This is a genomic window from Geobacillus sp. CCR, assembly GCF_052906625.1.
Map to the genome: position 1 here is coordinate 107,270 of NZ_JBREBQ010000004.1, position 16,472 is coordinate 123,741.

At 51.3% G+C, this 16,472-nt stretch carries 11 protein-coding genes; 3 read left to right on the plus strand and 8 right to left on the minus strand.

The window, feature by feature from the left end; all coding sequences use genetic code 11:
* Positions 1-16: 16 nt before the first annotated feature.
* The 3 genes from odhB to ACVBDQ_RS03620 form a co-directional block, all read right to left on the minus strand.
* Positions 17-1,285 carry a 2-oxoglutarate dehydrogenase complex dihydrolipoyllysine-residue succinyltransferase gene (gene odhB, locus ACVBDQ_RS03610; RefSeq protein WP_138187331.1) on the minus strand — a complete coding sequence of 423 codons (1,269 nt, stop codon included), beginning with the start codon at positions 1,283-1,285 and terminating at the stop codon, positions 17-19.
* 31 nt (positions 1,286-1,316) lie between these two features.
* Positions 1,317-4,169: a 2-oxoglutarate dehydrogenase E1 component gene (locus ACVBDQ_RS03615; RefSeq protein ID WP_138187333.1), complete on the minus strand. Its 2,853-nt coding sequence runs from the start codon at positions 4,167-4,169 to the stop codon at positions 1,317-1,319.
* Positions 4,170-4,769: 600 nt separating this feature from the next.
* Complete coding sequence (locus ACVBDQ_RS03620) at positions 4,770-6,746, minus strand: methyl-accepting chemotaxis protein (protein WP_042380206.1); 1,977 nt, start codon at positions 6,744-6,746, stop codon at positions 4,770-4,772.
* A gap of 151 nt (positions 6,747-6,897) precedes the next feature.
* Here ACVBDQ_RS03620 and ACVBDQ_RS03625 point away from each other — a divergent pair, with 151 nt between their 5' ends.
* Together ACVBDQ_RS03625 and ACVBDQ_RS03630 are read left to right on the plus strand one after the other, a co-directional pair.
* Complete coding sequence (locus tag ACVBDQ_RS03625) at positions 6,898-7,095, plus strand: YbxH family protein (protein ID WP_011230519.1); 198 nt, start codon at positions 6,898-6,900, stop codon at positions 7,093-7,095.
* A 77-nt stretch (positions 7,096-7,172) separates the two neighbouring features.
* Positions 7,173-7,853: a GNAT family N-acetyltransferase gene (locus ACVBDQ_RS03630; RefSeq protein WP_138187337.1), complete on the plus strand. Its 681-nt coding sequence runs from the start codon at positions 7,173-7,175 to the stop codon at positions 7,851-7,853.
* A gap of 617 nt (positions 7,854-8,470) precedes the next feature.
* On the opposite strand, the gene ACVBDQ_RS03635 is transcribed toward ACVBDQ_RS03630, so the two are convergent.
* Both ACVBDQ_RS03635 and ACVBDQ_RS03640 read right to left on the minus strand, forming a co-directional pair.
* A complete protein-coding gene (locus tag ACVBDQ_RS03635; protein WP_011230501.1) occupies positions 8,471-8,914 on the minus strand; it encodes a DUF4304 domain-containing protein in 444 nt (147 codons plus the stop codon).
* A 13-nt stretch (positions 8,915-8,927) separates the two neighbouring features.
* Complete coding sequence (locus ACVBDQ_RS03640) at positions 8,928-11,273, minus strand: RHS repeat-associated core domain-containing protein (RefSeq protein WP_446663043.1); 2,346 nt, start codon at positions 11,271-11,273, stop codon at positions 8,928-8,930.
* A gap of 417 nt (positions 11,274-11,690) precedes the next feature.
* On the opposite strand from ACVBDQ_RS03640, the gene yyaC reads away from it, so the two are divergent.
* Entirely contained in the window at positions 11,691-12,242 is a 552-nt protein-coding gene (gene yyaC, locus ACVBDQ_RS03645; protein ID WP_011230498.1) for a spore protease YyaC, read from the plus strand.
* A gap of 84 nt (positions 12,243-12,326) precedes the next feature.
* Here yyaC and ptsP read toward each other — a convergent pair whose 3' ends face one another.
* The 3 genes from ptsP to ptsG all read right to left on the minus strand — a co-directional run bounded on the left by ptsP (position 12,327) and on the right by ptsG (position 16,439).
* Entirely contained in the window at positions 12,327-14,048 is a 1,722-nt protein-coding gene (gene ptsP, locus ACVBDQ_RS03650; RefSeq protein ID WP_138187767.1) for a phosphoenolpyruvate--protein phosphotransferase, read from the minus strand.
* Positions 14,048-14,314, minus strand: coding sequence for a phosphocarrier protein HPr (locus ACVBDQ_RS03655; RefSeq protein ID WP_033012410.1), 267 nt, complete (start codon positions 14,312-14,314; stop codon positions 14,048-14,050). Before ACVBDQ_RS03655 ends, ptsP begins: the two co-directional genes overlap by 1 nt.
* 106 nt (positions 14,315-14,420) lie before the next feature.
* The gene (ptsG, locus tag ACVBDQ_RS03660) at positions 14,421-16,439 is read right to left on the minus strand and encodes a glucose-specific PTS transporter subunit IIBC (protein WP_138187761.1); all 2,019 of its coding nucleotides are present in this window, start codon (positions 16,437-16,439) and stop codon (positions 14,421-14,423) included.
* Positions 16,440-16,472: the final 33 nt, after the last annotated feature.

Below are 16,472 nucleotides of genomic sequence, written 5' to 3' on the forward strand. Positions count from 1 at the left end.
CCCTTTTCCTTCCTAATCAACTTTCAAGCAGCAAATCTTCCGGATTTTCGATCAAGTCTTTCACCGTTTTTAAGAACCCTACGGCCTCTTTGCCATCGATGATGCGGTGGTCGTATGACAAGGCGACGTACATCATGGGACGGTTTTCGATCCGCTCTTCATCGACGGCGACCGGACGCAGTTTGATCGAATGCATCCCTAAAATGCCGACTTGCGGCCCGTTGAGAAGCGGGGTCGACAGAAGCGAACCGAACACACCGCCGTTCGTGATCGTAAACGTGCCGCCTTGCAAATCGGCGAGCGACAACTTGTTGCTGCGCGCTTTCGCTGCCAATTCGGCAATGTCGCGCTCAATTTCAGCGAAGTTTTTCCGGTCGCAGTCGCGCACAACCGGAACGACAAGCCCTTCGTCCGTCGACACGGCGACGCCGATATCATAATATTTTTTCAACAAAATTTCGTCGCCTTGAATTTCCGCGTTGACGTACGGATATTTTTTCAGCGCCGCGACAGCCGCTTTGACGAAAAAGGACATAAAGCCGAGGCGGACGTCATGCTCTTCGAAAAATTTATCTTTTTTCCGCTTGCGCAAATCGATGACCGCCGACATGTCAATTTCGTTAAATGTCGTCAACATCGCGGTCGTTTGCGTCACTTCCAGCAGCCGTTTGGCGATCGTTTGCCGACGGCGCGACATTTTTTCGCGGATGACCGGCTTGCCGGCCTCAGCGGTTGGAACGGCGGCCGGCGTCGACGTCGGCGCGGCTTGCGGCGCCGGCTGCGGAGCGGCGGCCGGTTGTGCGGCAAACGAGGCGACGTCTTGTTTGCGCACGCGCCCAAGCGGATCAACGGTCGGCACTTGCGTCAAATCAATTCCTTTTTCGCGCGCCATCTTTCGAGCGGCCGGCGAGGCGATCGGTCGTTGGCCCGGAGCTTGGGCGGCCGCGACTGGCTGCGGCGCTGGCTGTTCATTGCTGTCGGCCGGCGCGACCGTTTCCGTTTCATCGGCTGGCTGCGGAGCAGCTTGCAAAGCGGCAGTCGGTGCTGCCGCTCCTTCGCCGATAATGGCGATCGCTTGGCCAACCGCAACCGTATCGCCTTCATTGGCCAGCAGCTGCTGCAAAACACCCGACTCTTCTGCCATAATTTCCACGTTCACTTTATCCGTTTCAAGCTCGCAAATTGATTCTCCTTTTTCCACGTAGTCGCCCGGTTTTTTCAGCCATTGGGCGATCGTTCCCTCCGTGATGGATTCTGCTAACTCTGGGACTTTGATCTCAGCCACGTTGATGCCCTCCTCAAATGTTCCGTAGTCATCATTCATGCTTCGTCAATGCACAGCGGATGATGCGCTCTTGCTCTTTTCGGTGGACGACCGGATCGCCTTCCGCCGGGCTCGCCCGCCGGCGCCGCCCGATATAGCTGACATCGACACCGTCTGGGGCAACGGCACGCAGGTGCGGCTCCATATACGTCCACGCGCCCATGTTTTTCGGTTCTTCCTGCACCCAGACGAGCTCTTTGACGTTCGGATAGCGGGCGATGATGTCTCTCACTGCTTCTTCCGGGAATGGGTACAGCTCTTCAATGCGCACGATATGCAGCCAGTCAAGACCTTCCATTTTGCCGATTTGTTCCGCCAAATCGATCATCAATTTGCCGGTGCCAAACACGATGCGTTCCACTTTGCCAGCGTCAGCGCCCAATCCCGGCTGTTCCAGCACCGGCGAGAACGCACCGTCAACGAACGCTTCCGCATCCGATGCCGCCAGCGGATGGCGGAGCAAACTTTTCGGCGTCATAATGATGAGCGGGCGAACTTCTTCCCTTGTCAACAGCGCCGCCTGCCGCCGCAAAATATGGAAATATTGCGCGGCCGTCGATAAGTTGGCAACCGTCCAGTTGTTTTCCGCCGCCAGCTGCAAAAAGCGCTCGACGCGGCCGCTTGAATGTTCAGGGCCTTGCCCTTCGTAGCCGTGCGGCAATAGCATGACAAGCCCGGATTTTTGCCCCCATTTCGCCCGGCCGGATGAAATGAATTGATCAAACATCACTTGCGCCATGTTGGCGAAGTCGCCAAATTGCGCTTCCCAAAGCACGAGCGTCTCCGGCGCGTAAACGTTGTAGCCGTATTCATAGCCGAGCACGGCGGCTTCCGTCAGCGGGCTGTTGTACACGACAAACGACGCTTTGGCGCCGCTGATGTGGTGAAGCGGCACATACTCTTCTCCGGTTTTCACGTCATGGAGCACCAAATGGCGCTGCGCAAACGTGCCGCGCTGCGAATCTTGCCCGGTCAAGCGGATCGGCACGCCGTCTTGCAAAATCGTGGCAAACGCTAAAATTTCCGCGTGCGCCCAATCGACTTTGCCGTTTTGCGCAAACACGCCGCTTCGCCGTTTTAAAATGCGCTCAAGCTTGTTAAAGACGTTGAATCCGTCCGGAAACTGCAGCAATTCTTCATTCACCCGATGGAGCACGTCTTTCGCCACGCCCGTTTTCACTTCCGGCAGCCGATCGACGACCGGTTTGGGCGGATCCATGATGAAATCGAGCTCGTCTTCGTTTTTCGGCACCCGTTCGTAGGCGATTTTCAGCCGTTCGGCCACCTCTTGCTCCATTTCGTCGACTTCCCGCTCGGTGATGATCCCTTTTTCCATCAATTTTTGCGCATACAGCTGGCGCACGGTCGGATGTTGGTTGATGATCGCGTACATCGTCGGGTTCGTCGCCATCGGCTCATCCATTTCATTATGACCGAAACGGCGGTAACCGATTAGGTCAATGACAAAGTCTTTTTTAAACCGCTGGCGGTAGGCAAACGCCAAGCATGCGGCCGCCAAACAAGCCTCCGGGTCGTCGGCATTGACGTGCACAATCGGCACCTCAAACCCTTTCGCCATATCGGAAGCATACGTCGTCGAGCGTGAATCGTAGCTTTCCGTCGTAAAGCCAATCATGTTATTGGCGATGATATGGATCGTCCCGCCGGTCGTATAGCCGCGCAGCTGGCTTAAGTTGAGCGTTTCCGCGACGATCCCTTGTCCCGGGAACGCGGCATCGCCGTGAATCAAGATGGCAAACGACGCATCAGTATTTTGCACCGGCACTCCTGGTTTTGTCCGATCCTCTTGCGCGGCGCGCGTGTAGCCAAGCACAACCGGGTTGACCACTTCAAGGTGGCTCGGGTTGTTGGCGAGCGTGATCCGCATCGTATGCGCGCTTTTATTGCGAAGGCGGCGCGCCGCCCCTAAGTGGTATTTGACATCGCCCGTCCACCCGTACGTGATCGCCACTGACCCTTCAGACGGAATGAAATTTTTGCTTTCCGCATGCTGAAACTCGGCGAAAATCATTTCGTACGGCTTGCCGAGCACATGGGCAAGCACATTCAGCCGGCCGCGGTGCGCCATGCCGATGTTGACAGCGTCGATTTCATGTTCGATCGCTTGGCGGACGAGCTCATCCAAAAGCGGCACCATGGAATCAAGCCCTTCGATCGAAAACCGTTTTTGCCCGACATACGTCCGGTGGATGAACTTTTCAAACCCTTCCACTTCCGTCAGGCGGCGCAACAAAGCGACCCGCTCTTTGTTCGCCAAGCTCGGGTAATACGCTCCGGACTCGATTTGCTGAATGAGCCAGTTCCTCTCTTCGAGATTATGTACTTGCGAGAATTCGAACGCGATTTTGTCCGTGTAAATTTTGCGCAAATGCAAGATGGCATCCCAGCCGTTTTTGACATGCGCCGGAGCGTGCGGGCAAAGAAACGCGACCGGAATGCGCTTTAAGTCCTCTTCGGTTAAGTCGTATTCGTCAAGCTCCAAGCGGCGCAGCTTTTTCTCCTTTTTGACAAGCGGATTCGTATCGGCAACCAGATGGCCATAATGGCGAATGCTGTCCGCCAGCTTGACAGCGGCGACAAGCTTGCTGAAGGCGTTCGGCGTTTCCGGCAGCCGAAATGTTTGGTGTGTTTGTGCCACACCGCCGTCTGCCGGTGAAACCGGCTCTTCGACAACCGGCGCCCCCCACTGTTCGAATAATCGTTTCAGTTCCGGGTCGACACTGTCCGGGTCATCGAGATACTGTTCATACATGTCGATGACATAACCGAGGTTCGGCCCGTAAAACTGGCTCCACGGTTGAGCGTAGTTCGTCTGTTTTGCCATCGTGAAAAAACCTCCACCTTGTTTTCGCATCGTTTGGGCTGGCAACAGCTATGCATAAAAGTCCTCATTGCGCTGCCAGCATCCCCAAACGTACAGCAAAATAACGGTATAAACGTTTTCACTGTTTATTTTAGCACTATCGCCCACTAAAATCGACGAAGAAGCTGAAAAAATTTCACTTATTATCATTGTATGAATACAAAAAAGATCGTGACTGCACGGCGGCGGGACATTCATGATTTTAAGTAAACGCCGACCGACATTCATCTCCCGCTTATTTTGGACTGCACCCTGTACAAAGCGAAAGTGAAAGTCTCCTATTCGAAAATGATTGAACGCTCTCTTGCCTGCGCAAACGTTTAGCGGTGGGAGATTCTTTGGAACAACCGCTCCACGACAGGCTTGCCAGCCAAGCCATCCTCGTGTGTCCCACGGTTCCGTTGTCTTACGAAGACAGCAAGCGAAATCCTTCTTTTTTTGGGCGGCGTTAGGGAACATCCTTGATGCTTCATCCCCCACTTACGCACGCGGAAATGGGAGCCTTCTCGGCTGGAGATGATAAAAAAGGCGCCCCGTTGCCGCTAGGACGCCTTCCATTTTTTATGAAATCTTAAACTTCTCAACCAGTTGTTTCAACTGCCGGCTCATTTCGCTTAACGCCTCCGCCGATTCGGTCACCGTCGAAAGCGCCTGCAGCTGGTCATCAGCGGAAGCGGCCACTTCTTCCGCCGCTGCCGCTGCTTGTTGGGCGATGGCGGCGATGTTTTGCATCGCCCCGACGACATCGTCTTTGCTCGCGTTCATCCGCTTTGCTTCCTCCATAATCCCAGCGAGCGCTGTTGCCACTTGCTCCATCATGCCAGTGATTTTGACAAATGAATCGCCGGTCGTGTGCACCGCTTCCCGCTGTTCGTCGTACGCCTGCTTGGAGCGGCGGACCGCCTCCATCACCAGCCCGGCTTGCTGCTGGATGGCGGCGATCGTCGCGCGGATCATCTCCGTCGCTTTCGCGGATTGTTCGGCCAGCTTGCGCACCTCATCGGCGACAACGGCAAACCCTTTCCCATGCTCGCCAGCCCGCGCCGCCTCGATGCTGGCGTTTAACGCCAGCAAATTCGTCTGTCCGGAAATGGCCGTGATCGTTTGAATGACACCGTCAATTTCATCCATCTTTTTCACAAGGTCGCTAATGACATTTTCTACAGACTCGAGTTCATTTTTCGCTTCCTCCGATTTTTTCTGCAAAATGTTTAAATGCTCCAAGCCGTCGTAGCTCGCGGTTTTCGTTTCATCGGACAGCGACTCCATGCCAGCCGTCGCATTCGTGACCGCTTCGATTTGCTGCGACAGCGCCGTCGTCCGCTCATTGATCGTATCAAGGCTTCCTGCTTGATCGGTCGTTCCTTTGGCGATTTCGCCGATCGCTTTCGCCACTTGTTCGCTTGTGGCCATCGTTTCTTCGGAGACAGCGCTCAAATGGTCGGCCGAAACGGCCAATTCATTGACCGAGCGGTTCACCTCGCTGATCAGCATCCGCATATGGTCGATCATGTCATTGAAGTGGCGGGCGAGGCGGCCAATCTCATCTTTGGCAGTGATGCGCGCGTGCACCGTCAAGTCGCCGCCCGCCGCCTTTTCGACTTGCTCTTGCAGCGCAGCAATCGGCCTTGTGATCGAACGCGCCAAGAAATAGACGGCAACAAGCGCTACAACGAGCGCAATGACGGTAATGACAAGCATGTTCTTCCCAATGGAACGGCTCATGGCGGCTAAGTCTGCTTCTTTATAGACAGCGCCGACTTTCCAGCCGAGCTCTGGAATCGTAGTGAAGTAAATCACCCGCCGTTCGCCGTCTTGCTCATATTCGTGCATTCCTTTTTCATGCTCGAGCATATAGCGGACCGTCGCGTTTTTCGCCATGTTTTTCCCCTTGTATTGTGGGTGGACGACCGCCGTCCCCTTCGCGTCAAACAGCACCGGATAGCCGTGATAGCCGACGTCGCTCGCATTGACGATTCTTGTCACCGCATCGAGCGTCATATCGATGCCGATGACCGCAGCAATGCGGCCGTTTTCGCTCACCGCTTTGGCCAACGTCACAACGTGCTTGCCGGTAATCGCATCGACGTACGGTTCGGTCCACACCACTTCATCCGGCCGCTTCATCGCCGCTTTATACCACGGGCGGCTCGTCGGATCGTATCCGTCCGGGAGCTCTGTCATCGGCGATATATACATTTTCTTCTGCTCAGTGCCAATATAGATGAATTGCACATTCTCATGCAGGCGCAAAAACGTGCGGAACTGTTTCTCAAGCTGCAGCCACATTTTTTCATCTTGAACCATTTGCAAAGCCAACGGCGATTCACTGAATTGCACTAAGCTATTCTCCTCACTTTGAAAACTGTCGCGAATATCGCCGAGCAGTCCGTCAAGCGCCGTCTGCGCCCGCTGTTTCACGTCAGCATCCACCATCTTCCGCATTTGCACAACCCCAACGAGTTGTGTTGCTGCCAATGAAATCACTAACAATAAAGCCATCAAGACGATCAATTTGCTGCGCAATGTCCGGAACACTCTCTATTTCTCCCCTCTGTTTCCTCTTTTTGTCGCACTAATTTTCATTATACAAAGGACGATCGGCCCCCGTCTATAGGAGGACCTTCTTAATTCATACATAACGAATCGACGCACATGAGACAATAAACGAGAGGAAGGTGAATGACAATTGGGCGCCATCGAACACGAAGGATATCGATTTGAGATCGAATACAGCGTCCTGTTGCAAAAAGGGGCGCTGCATGTTTACCGCAACGGCGAATTCATCGATGAAATTGTGTTTCCCTTTCGCGGCGAAAAGCCCGATGAACAGCAAATTGAAGCGCTTGTGAGCGAGTATGTCGAGCAAAAAGCCCGCGGCCGCTAACAGCGGCCGTTTTCTTTTCTTGCCATTTTTTCGAGTTTTCCGTTATGATGAGGGTAAAAAAAGCAAGGGGGATCGGCATGTACTATAAACGTTTATACGTCTTTGACGGCAACACCCCGCGCGAAGCGGTCATCCGCAACTATACGACAGACGACTTTGCTGATCTCATCCGCGTGCAGCAAGAAAGTTTTCCGCCCCCGTTTCCATCGGAGTTATGGTGGAACGAACAACAGCTTCACAACCATGTCACCTTGTTTCCCGAAGGAGCGCTTTGCATCGAAGTCGGCGGGCGCATCGTCGGATCGATGACTGGCTTGATCGTTGACTTTGATCCAGCCCATACCGATCATACATGGGAAGAGATCACCGACGGCGGCTACATCCGCAACCACCGCCCGGATGGCAACACGCTTTATGTCGTCGACATTTGCGTCTCGCCGCCATACCGGAAGCTCGGCCTCGGCAAGTGGCTCATGCAGTCGATGTATGAAGTCGTCGTCCATCTCGGCCTCGACCGGCTGCTCGGCGGCGGGCGGATGCCTGGCTACCATCGTTACGCTAATGAATTATCACCCGAAACCTACATCGACAAAGTGGTTGCTGGCGAGCTGAACGATCCGGTCATTACGTTTTTGCTCCGTTGCGGGCGAACGCCGCTTGCGATTGTCCGTAATTATTTAGAAGACGAAGAATCGCTCAACCATGCCGTGTTAATGGAATGGCGCAATCCATTTAGGCAGATGACCAAAAAAAATTAACAGACACCAAATGACAGGAATTGTCGGCAACGAACGCAAAAAAATAAGGTTCATCACCACAACGTGTACTTGACAAGCGAGGCTTTTTCTCGTGTCACCATGTAGGAAAATCGTTGATTTACTGATTTTCCTTATGCATGTAAGCAAGACATGATCTGAAACAGTCAAGTACAACTTTTGGTGAAGAGCTACAAGATCAAGCTGATGAAACGTCGGGGATACGGATACCGAAATATCCAGCGTTTTGCATTGCGGGTTCGGCTAGAAACAGCTAACATACTTTCATGACAGGTGCAAGTACAACTTTTGGTGATGAACCATATAAATTATCTTACCCTATAAGGCTTGACATGGAGCCTCTGCATGCATAGATTCTTTTGCGAAGGCCGCAGCACAAAAGGAATTCGCAGAGGCAACCAGCCTACCATGCACGCCACTTCATGTAAAGCCGTGTCTGTGAAATTATATTTTTTGAGAAAAACTGACCTGTTTTGTTTCCAATTTAGTGCTTAATTTTTATCTTGCATTTTGCTAAAGTTTTATTTTGCATTAAACAATTCGGCACTACGCTCCCAAACCAAAATAGCCATAGAGGAGATCTCCCCTATGGCTAAATCTTATTCATCTATACCTAAATATTGTTTCGCATTAATTGTTGTTTGGTATAAGAGAACGGGTTTCTTCTTTAATAGTTCTTTAAGACCTTCGAGTTCTAATGATGGATTTATTATTTCTGAAATGTTCGCTTCTAATGATGAAACAATAACACTACTTTCATTTATTCTATCAAGGTCAAGACAGTCAACTTCCTTACCTTCAACTTTGAAATAGAACCTACATCTAATATCACCGTCAACATCTCGTGGAAGCTCTAGCCCTTTATTTATTTCCTTAATCACTATACCTACATTTACATAATAACAATTAGAGTAATTTGATTTCTGCAATCCAAGGCAACATATTACCTCAGGACTTTCCTTATAATAATATTTGCCTTTTTTCGAGAAACCGTTTGCTAATAAACAGTCATTAACAATCTTTTTAAACTCTTTCCTTTCCATCGCCTCTACCTCCTCAATAAACTTCTAATACTGTTCTCCAGCCTTTACCATAAATTTTTTCAACTTCTTTTTTATAAGCTTTTAATTGTTTTAGGCCTTTTTTTATTGCTCGTGGGTTATTTGGTTTAAGTTCATATATAATTTTCTTCTCGAAATCAATAAAATCAATTCTTTTTCCACTTGGTAAACGAAATTCCTTTTCTCTTACCCCTTTAAGTACCTTATTAGCTTTATATGATTTATGCATTTGTCGTCCTAATTTTAAATTTGACTTTGTATATCGTTTAGCAGCTTTCTTAACGGTTCGTTTTACTGCTTTTTTTATTAAGGATTTGGCTACTTTTTTAGCAACAATCCTTCCACCAACGGAGACCAAGATAATTATATAAGGATTCTCTCCATCTGGGTCGGTTAACATCACCGGATTGTTGTTCGCATACGCATACCCATTCTGCGTGAGAATATCATCTGCATCCCCTGGATCTGGATCCAAAGAAAGGAACACGCCATGCGTTGGATGATAGTATCGGGCAATCAGGTAGTATAGACCCGTTTCGTTGTCATATTGGTACCCCGCATATCGGTATGGGTTTTCGTCCGCCAAGGCACCGGATTGGGAAAGAATATTCCCCCACGCATCGTATTGATAGCGGGCAACAATGTTTCCTTGTTCATCCGTCAGGGCGATGACATCCCCATGCGCGTTATAGTGGTAAAAATACGTCGCATTGCCTTTTTTCATGGTAAGGAGTTGCCCGTTTTCTCCGTATATATATGATCTTACCACATTTCCATCCGCATCGGTTTCATACAGAACGTTTAGGCTATCCCCTTGGTAATGGTAGTTCGTAATGACGCCATTTACATTCTTTTGGATGCGCCGGCCGTCTTCATCATATTTGTACGTCACAAAAGGAGTGCTTTCTCCTTTTCTCGTAATAGAAACCAATTGGTCCGCTTCGTTCCATTGGTATTGATATTTTCCATCTTCGAGACGGTTGCCGTTGGCATCATATGTGATCGATTCGTTTCCAAAACGAATGAGCTGATTGGCAGCGTTATAATCGGCATTGGTCGTCGTCGACTGCCCATCCTTGGTTTTCACGATTTGCTTCCGGTTTCCGAATCCGTCATAGGCATATTCGACTTTTGTACCATCTGGAAGCTGCTCTTCCACTAATTGGTCTAGGGCATCGTAACGGTAGACGGTCGTTTCCCCCGTTGGGGATTCCACTTTCGTCCGGTTGCCGTTTTCATCGTAACGGTACGTTTCCGATAAAATTTCTTTTCCGTCCGCCGTACCGATCGAAACGCTTTCCACTAAGCCGCGGTCATCATACGTAAAGGTTGAACCGGCCCCATTTCCTGTCGTGAAGGTGCGAACGTTTCCTCTCTCGTCATAGTCAAAGCGGTACGTATACGTTCCATCTTGGACGACCGTATTTTGATCCAATGCATTGTATTGGTAATTGATCGTTTGACTAAAGGACCCATGAGAGAACATGAACTGCTGCAATTTATCCGATGTGGTTGGGTACAGCCATTTTTGCAGCCCGCCACGGTCCGACAGTTCCACCAGCCGATTCGCTTTATCAAATGTTCTCGTTTTGGTGGTGCCGTCTTTTAAATATTTGACGGAAAGTTCGTTCCCATTTTTATCATAACTAAATTCGTAATACGAGACGTTGTTGTAGGAAACAGTTTTGACTCTTTCGGCCCCGTCATACGTCCATTGAATCGTGTTTCCTTTCGGCAAAACCGTTTTGATTTTATTTCCGTTGGCATCATATTCATTCGTTGTCACATCATTCAACGGACCGACGGTTTTAATGAGTTTACCGGTCGCATCATAAGAATAGGCAAATGTTTGAGACTGGCCGTCGCTGGTTCGAATGACTTTTGAAGTCATATTGCCATTTAAGTCATAATCGTAGTTGACGGAAGTACCGTTCGCTAACAACAGCTGTTTTAAGCGATCCGATAAATCATACGTGTACTCTTTCTTGTTTCCTTTCTTATCGTACTCGCTTAACAGGTTTCCTACGGCATCATAATTCTTTTTCGCCACATAGCCTTCTTCATCCACTTCTTCCGTGACATAATTTCCGCTTGCATCATACTTGTTTTTCGTCACCACGTTTCCTTCCATTAAACGGATCGCGTCAAACCATACCGTTCCCGTGTAATTGCCACGGAAGACAGCGGATATGTCGATTTTATCAATTGGCTTGGAAGGTTGAATCGAAACGGCGGCACGGTTCCAATCTTGATTGCCAGTAGGGAAATCGGCGGTATACGTTTGGGTCGTTCCATCCACAAAGTATACTTTAGCCGTAATGGAATAATCGCTTGCGCTCACTGTGCCATTGGCTTTTACATTTTCAGCTTTCGAAACCCCAGTAAGCGTAAGGTTAATTGGTGCATCACCAGATGTTTGGCCAACGATGATGGTCTGCTTATACTCACTTGCCGATTGCGTGGTGCTTGTTCTAGATATTTTTAGTGAGTACCCTCCATCAAATGATTGCGTAGAATCTACGCTTCCTCCTGTTCCACTCCAATTCGTGGTGGTTCCTTCAAAACTACTATTTACAACTGGGTTGTAGCAAGAAAGTTTAGAAGACGAAGAATCGCTCAACCATGCCGTGTTAATGGAATGGCGCAATCCGTTCAAGCAAAAACAAGGACACAATTGACAGAAACGAAAAAAAGGAATCACCAGCATCGGCCGCGAACTAAGAAAAGGAGAACGACCGACAGAAAGGAATCGCGGCCGATGAAATCGATTTTGTATAGTGATCCGCTTGCTCCTTTGCTTATTCGCAATGAATTGTTTTCCCTGCTGCCAGCGCACATTTCCCGTTTGACCGTCGTTTGCATCGGCAGCAACCGTATCAACGGCGACAGCCTAGGGCCGTTCGTCGGCACGCTGCTTGAAAACGCCTATCCGGATCATCTAACCGTAATCGGCACACTCAGGCAACCTGTCGATGCGACAAACATCCGACGCGTTTCCGAGCAATTGCAAAACGAACACGGAGCATATGTAGTGGCGATCGACAGCATTGTCGGGCCGCAGCCGTTTGTCCATACGATCGCCATCCGCCCTGGCGCCCTTTCCCCTGGCACTGCGCTTGGCAAATCGCTGCCATCGATTGGCGACATCAGCATGATGGGCGTCGTGATGGAAGATACCGCCGATATGAGCGCACTTCCGTACACGAATTTGCACATTGTTTACCAAATGGCGAAAGTCATCGCTTTAGGCCTTTCACTTACGATCCGGCAGCGGTATGGCTATGAATCATCGACACCGTTGTTGGCTTGAACAGAGCGCGGAAACATATGTCTTGCCTTTAAAGGCAAAAAAAGGCGCAGCGGCCGATTCATGCCGCTGCACCTTTCGCTATGATCAAGCCATATGGAACGTTCGTTTGACAAACGACACGACTTCCTCAGCCGTGCCGAGCGACAGCACTGTCTCTTTCACGCAGACCGCATCCTCTTTTGACAGCCGCTTCAACTGGGCGCGCGCCGGCAAAATCGAGGTGGCGCTCATGCTGAACTCATCAAGGCCAAGGGCAAGCAAAATCGGAATCGCGATCGGGTCGCCGGCCATTTCCCCGCACATCCCAACCCATTTCCCTTCGCGGTGAGCGGCGTCAATGACATAGCTGATGAGCCGCAAAATGGCCGGGTTGTACGGTTGATATAGATACGACACCCTCTCATTCATCCGGTCGGCCGCCATCGTATATTGGATCAGGTCGTTCGTTCCGATGCTGAAGAAATCGACTTCTTTCGCAAACTGGTCCGCCATGACGGCAGCCGCCGGAATCTCGACCATCATGCCGACTTCAATTCCATTCGCAACTGGAACCCCTTGGCGGAGGAGCGCTTCTTTTTCTTCGAGTAAAATCGCTTTCGCTTGGCGGAATTCATCGAGCGTCGCAATCATCGGGAACATGATTTTCAAATTGCCGTGCACGCTCGCCCGCAGCAAGGCGCGCAGCTGCGTGCGGAACATGTCTTGCATTTCCAGGCAAAGGCGAATGGCTCGAAACCCTAAAAACGGGTTCATCTCTTTTGGCAAGTGTAAATACGGGAGCTCTTTGTCGCCGCCAATGTCAAGCGTACGCACAACGACCGGCTTGCCGCCCATTTGTTCAAGCACCGTTTTGTAAGCCGCAAACTGTTCGTCTTCCGTAGGCAGCTCCGATCGTCCCATGTATAAAAATTCCGTGCGATACAATCCGATCCCTTCTGCCCCGTTGGCCAACGCTCCTTTCACATCGTCCGGCGTGCCGATATTGGCCGCCAGCTCAACGTGCACGCCATCAGCGGTGACCGTCGGTTGATCGACAAGCTTCGCCCATTCCGCTTTTTGCTCCTCATAGCGAGCCCGCTTCTCTTCATAACGCGCAAGCAGCTCCGGGGACGGATTGACGACGACTTGACCGTCAAGTCCATCGACGATGACAATGTCTCCGTTTTGCACTTCCGCCGTAATCGCCTTCGTGCCGACGACGGCAGGGATTTCGAGCGAACGGGCCATAATGGCCGAATGCGACGTCCGCCCGCCGATGTCGGTGGCAAATCCTTTCACATATTGGCGGTTCAGCTGCGCCGTATCGGATGGCGTCAAATCCTCAGCGATAATGACGACCTCTTCGGAAATGAGGCTCGGATTGGAGATCGTCACACCAAGCAAATGGGCGAGGACGCGCTTCGTCACATCGCGGATATCGGCGGCCCGCTCTTTCATATACTCATTGTTCATGCCTTCAAACATGGAAATGAAAAACGATGCCGTTTCATGGAGCGCATATTCCGCATTCACTTGTTCTGTTTTGATTTTTTCCTTAATCGGGTTCAGCAATTCTGGGTCGTCAAGCACAAGCAAGTGGGCGGCAAAAATGGCGGCTTTGTCTTCGCCAAGCTTTTCCAAGGCATGCTGTTTGATGGCTTCCAGCTCTTCTTTCGCTTTCGCGACCGCCGCCTCAAGCCGCGCAATTTCCGCCTCGACGTCGGCGACCGTCCGTTTTTCGGCCGCCAAATGAGGCGTCTCCAAGCGGTATGCCTTGGCGATGGCGATGCCGCTTGAAGCGGCGATGCCATGAATCGTCTTTTCCATTATTCCGCAAGGCCTTCCTTTGCCAACGTATCGGTTAACGCCGCCATTGCTTCTGCCGCATCGGCCCCTTCTGCCGTGATTTTGATCGTCGCCCCTTTCGGAATTCCTAACGACATGACGCCCATGATCGATTTCAAGTTCACCGTTTTGCCGTTGTGCTCAAGCTGGATTTCGCTGTTGAATTTGCTCGCTGTTTGCACCAAAATCGTCGCCGGACGAGCGTGGATGCCGGAATCAGAAACGACTTTAAACGTTTTTTCTGCCATGTCCATCATTCCCCTTTTCTTCAATTTTTTCTTTGCCATCATATCAAATGCAGGGGCGGGGAGGCAACGGAAAATGCTTGGCCCCGCCCCGCCGCGAATAAGCAGTTTAGCTGAGCGTAACAACAGCGTCTTCTCCTCGAGCAACCGGGCCTTGCTTGTTGACATGAACCGTTTCGCCGGCTTTGAGATTCGTGAAAATCACCGGCGTGACGATCGATGGCGCGTTCTGTTTTACATAATCAAGGTCGACGCGCAAAATCGGCTGCCCTTTTTTCACTTCGTCGCCTTCCTTGACAAGCGCTTCAAACCCTTGGCCGTTCAGCTTCACCGTGTCGATGCCGACGTGGATTAACATTTCATGCCCGCCGGCCGACTGAATGCCAATGGCGTGCTTCGTCGGAAATACGTTGATGATTTTGCCATCAACCGGAGAGACGACCGTGCCGTCCGTCGGCATGACCGCGAAGCCGTCGCCCATCATTTTTTGCGAAAACACTTGATCAGGCACTTCAGCGAGCGGAACGACCTCTCCTGACATCGGCGAAGCAATCGTTTCGGACTTCGCGGCTTCCGAGGCCGCTGCTTTCGGTTTCTCTTCCGCCCGGGCCGGCGCTTTTCCTTGCATGATGTCTTGAATTTGCCCTTTTAACATATCCGATTTCGGACCGAAAATCGCTTGCACGTTGTTGCCGACTTCAAGCACCCCGGCGGCGCCGAGCGCTTTCAACCGGTCTTTATCGACCCGGCCGATATCATGGACCGAAACGCGCAAACGCGTAATGCATGCGTCCAAATGTTCGATGTTTTCCTTTCCGCCAAGGGCGGCGAGCACTTCGTACGGCAGATCGCCAGCGGCGGCTGCCTCGGCTTTCGGTGCTTCCTCGACCGTTTTTTCCCGGCCCGGCGTCGCCAAATCCCATTTGCGGATCGCAAAGCGGAATCCGAAATAATAAATCACGGCAAACACCAAGCCGACCGGAATGACAAGCCACCATGCCGTCCGGTTTGGCAGAACGCCAAACAGCAAGAAGTCAATGACCCCGCCGGAGAAGGTCATCCCGATTTTGACGTTCAACAGGTGCATGATCATAAACGACAAGCCGGCAAAGACGCAGTGAATGGCAAACAGCGCCGGGGCGACGAACAAGAACGAAAATTCGATCGGTTCGGTAATCCCGGTCAAAAACGATGTCAACGCGGCCGACCCCATGATGCCGGCAACGACTTTTTTGTTTTCCGGTCGCGCTTCGTGGTAGATCGCGAGCGCCGCTGCCGGGAGACCGAACATCATAAACGGGAATTTCCCGGTCATGAACGTGCCGGCCGTCAATTTGACCCCGTCTTTCAGTTGCTCGAAAAAGATTTTTTGATCGCCATGGACCACTTGCCCGGCTTTATTGACGTACTCGCCAAATTCAAACCAAAACGGTGCATAGAAAATATGATGCAAACCAAACGGAATGAGCGCCCGTTCGATGACGCCGAAAATGAACGCGGCCAACGTTTTGTTCGCATCGATCATATTGTGCGAAAACGCATTGAGCCCGTGCTGAATCGGCGGCCAAACGAATGTCATGAGAATGCCAAGCACGACTGCGGACGCCGCCGTCACGATCGGCACGAACCGCTTGCCGGCGAAAAAGCCGAGATATTGCGGAAGTTCGATATTGAAGTATTTGTTGTACATGTACGCTGCCAAAATCCCGACGATAATCCCCCCAAAGACGCCGGTTTGCAACGTCGGGATGCCGAGAATGTTGGCGTACGACGGGTCGGCGCCGATCATATCGGAAGTCACGCCCAAGATGACGCTCATCGTCACATTCATAATCAAGTAGCCGATGATCGCCGCCAAGCCCGCGACCCCGTCCCCGCCGGCAAGGCCGATCGCCACACCAACCGCAAACAAGAGCGACAAGTTGGAGAAGACGATGCCGCCTGCTTGCTCCATCACATTGGAGATGAGCACGACCCAGTCGGCTTTGAGCGCCGGAATTTTGTCAGTGAGCGCCGGGTTTTTCAAGGCGTTGCCAAGCGCCAACAAAATCCCGGCCGCCGGCAAGATCGCCACCGGCAGCATGAGCGCTTTCCCGACCTTTTGCAGCGTGCCAAACGCTCGTTTCATCTTCATAACCTCCTTTAGTTTCCTTTTCTTAAG

What these genes read in the sequence shown, in the direction of transcription:
- ACVBDQ_RS03615 (WP_138187333.1), bottom strand. Translation starts at nt 4,169, where the DNA reads ATGGCAAAACAGACGAACTACGCTCAACCGTGGAGCCAGTTTTACGGG.
- ACVBDQ_RS03630 (WP_138187337.1), top strand. Translation starts at nt 7,173, where the DNA reads ATGTACTATAAACGTTTATACGTCTTTGACGGCAACACCCCGCGCGAA.
- ACVBDQ_RS03635 (WP_011230501.1), bottom strand. Translation starts at nt 8,914, where the DNA reads ATGGAAAGGAAAGAGTTTAAAAAGATTGTTAATGACTGTTTATTAGCA.
- yyaC (WP_011230498.1), top strand. Translation starts at nt 11,691, where the DNA reads ATGAAATCGATTTTGTATAGTGATCCGCTTGCTCCTTTGCTTATTCGC.
- ptsP (WP_138187767.1), bottom strand. Translation starts at nt 14,048, where the DNA reads ATGGAAAAGACGATTCATGGCATCGCCGCTTCAAGCGGCATCGCCATC.
- ACVBDQ_RS03655 (WP_033012410.1), bottom strand. Translation starts at nt 14,314, where the DNA reads ATGGCAGAAAAAACGTTTAAAGTCGTTTCTGATTCCGGCATCCACGCT.
- ptsG (WP_138187761.1), bottom strand. Translation starts at nt 16,439, where the DNA reads ATGAAACGAGCGTTTGGCACGCTGCAAAAGGTCGGGAAAGCGCTCATG.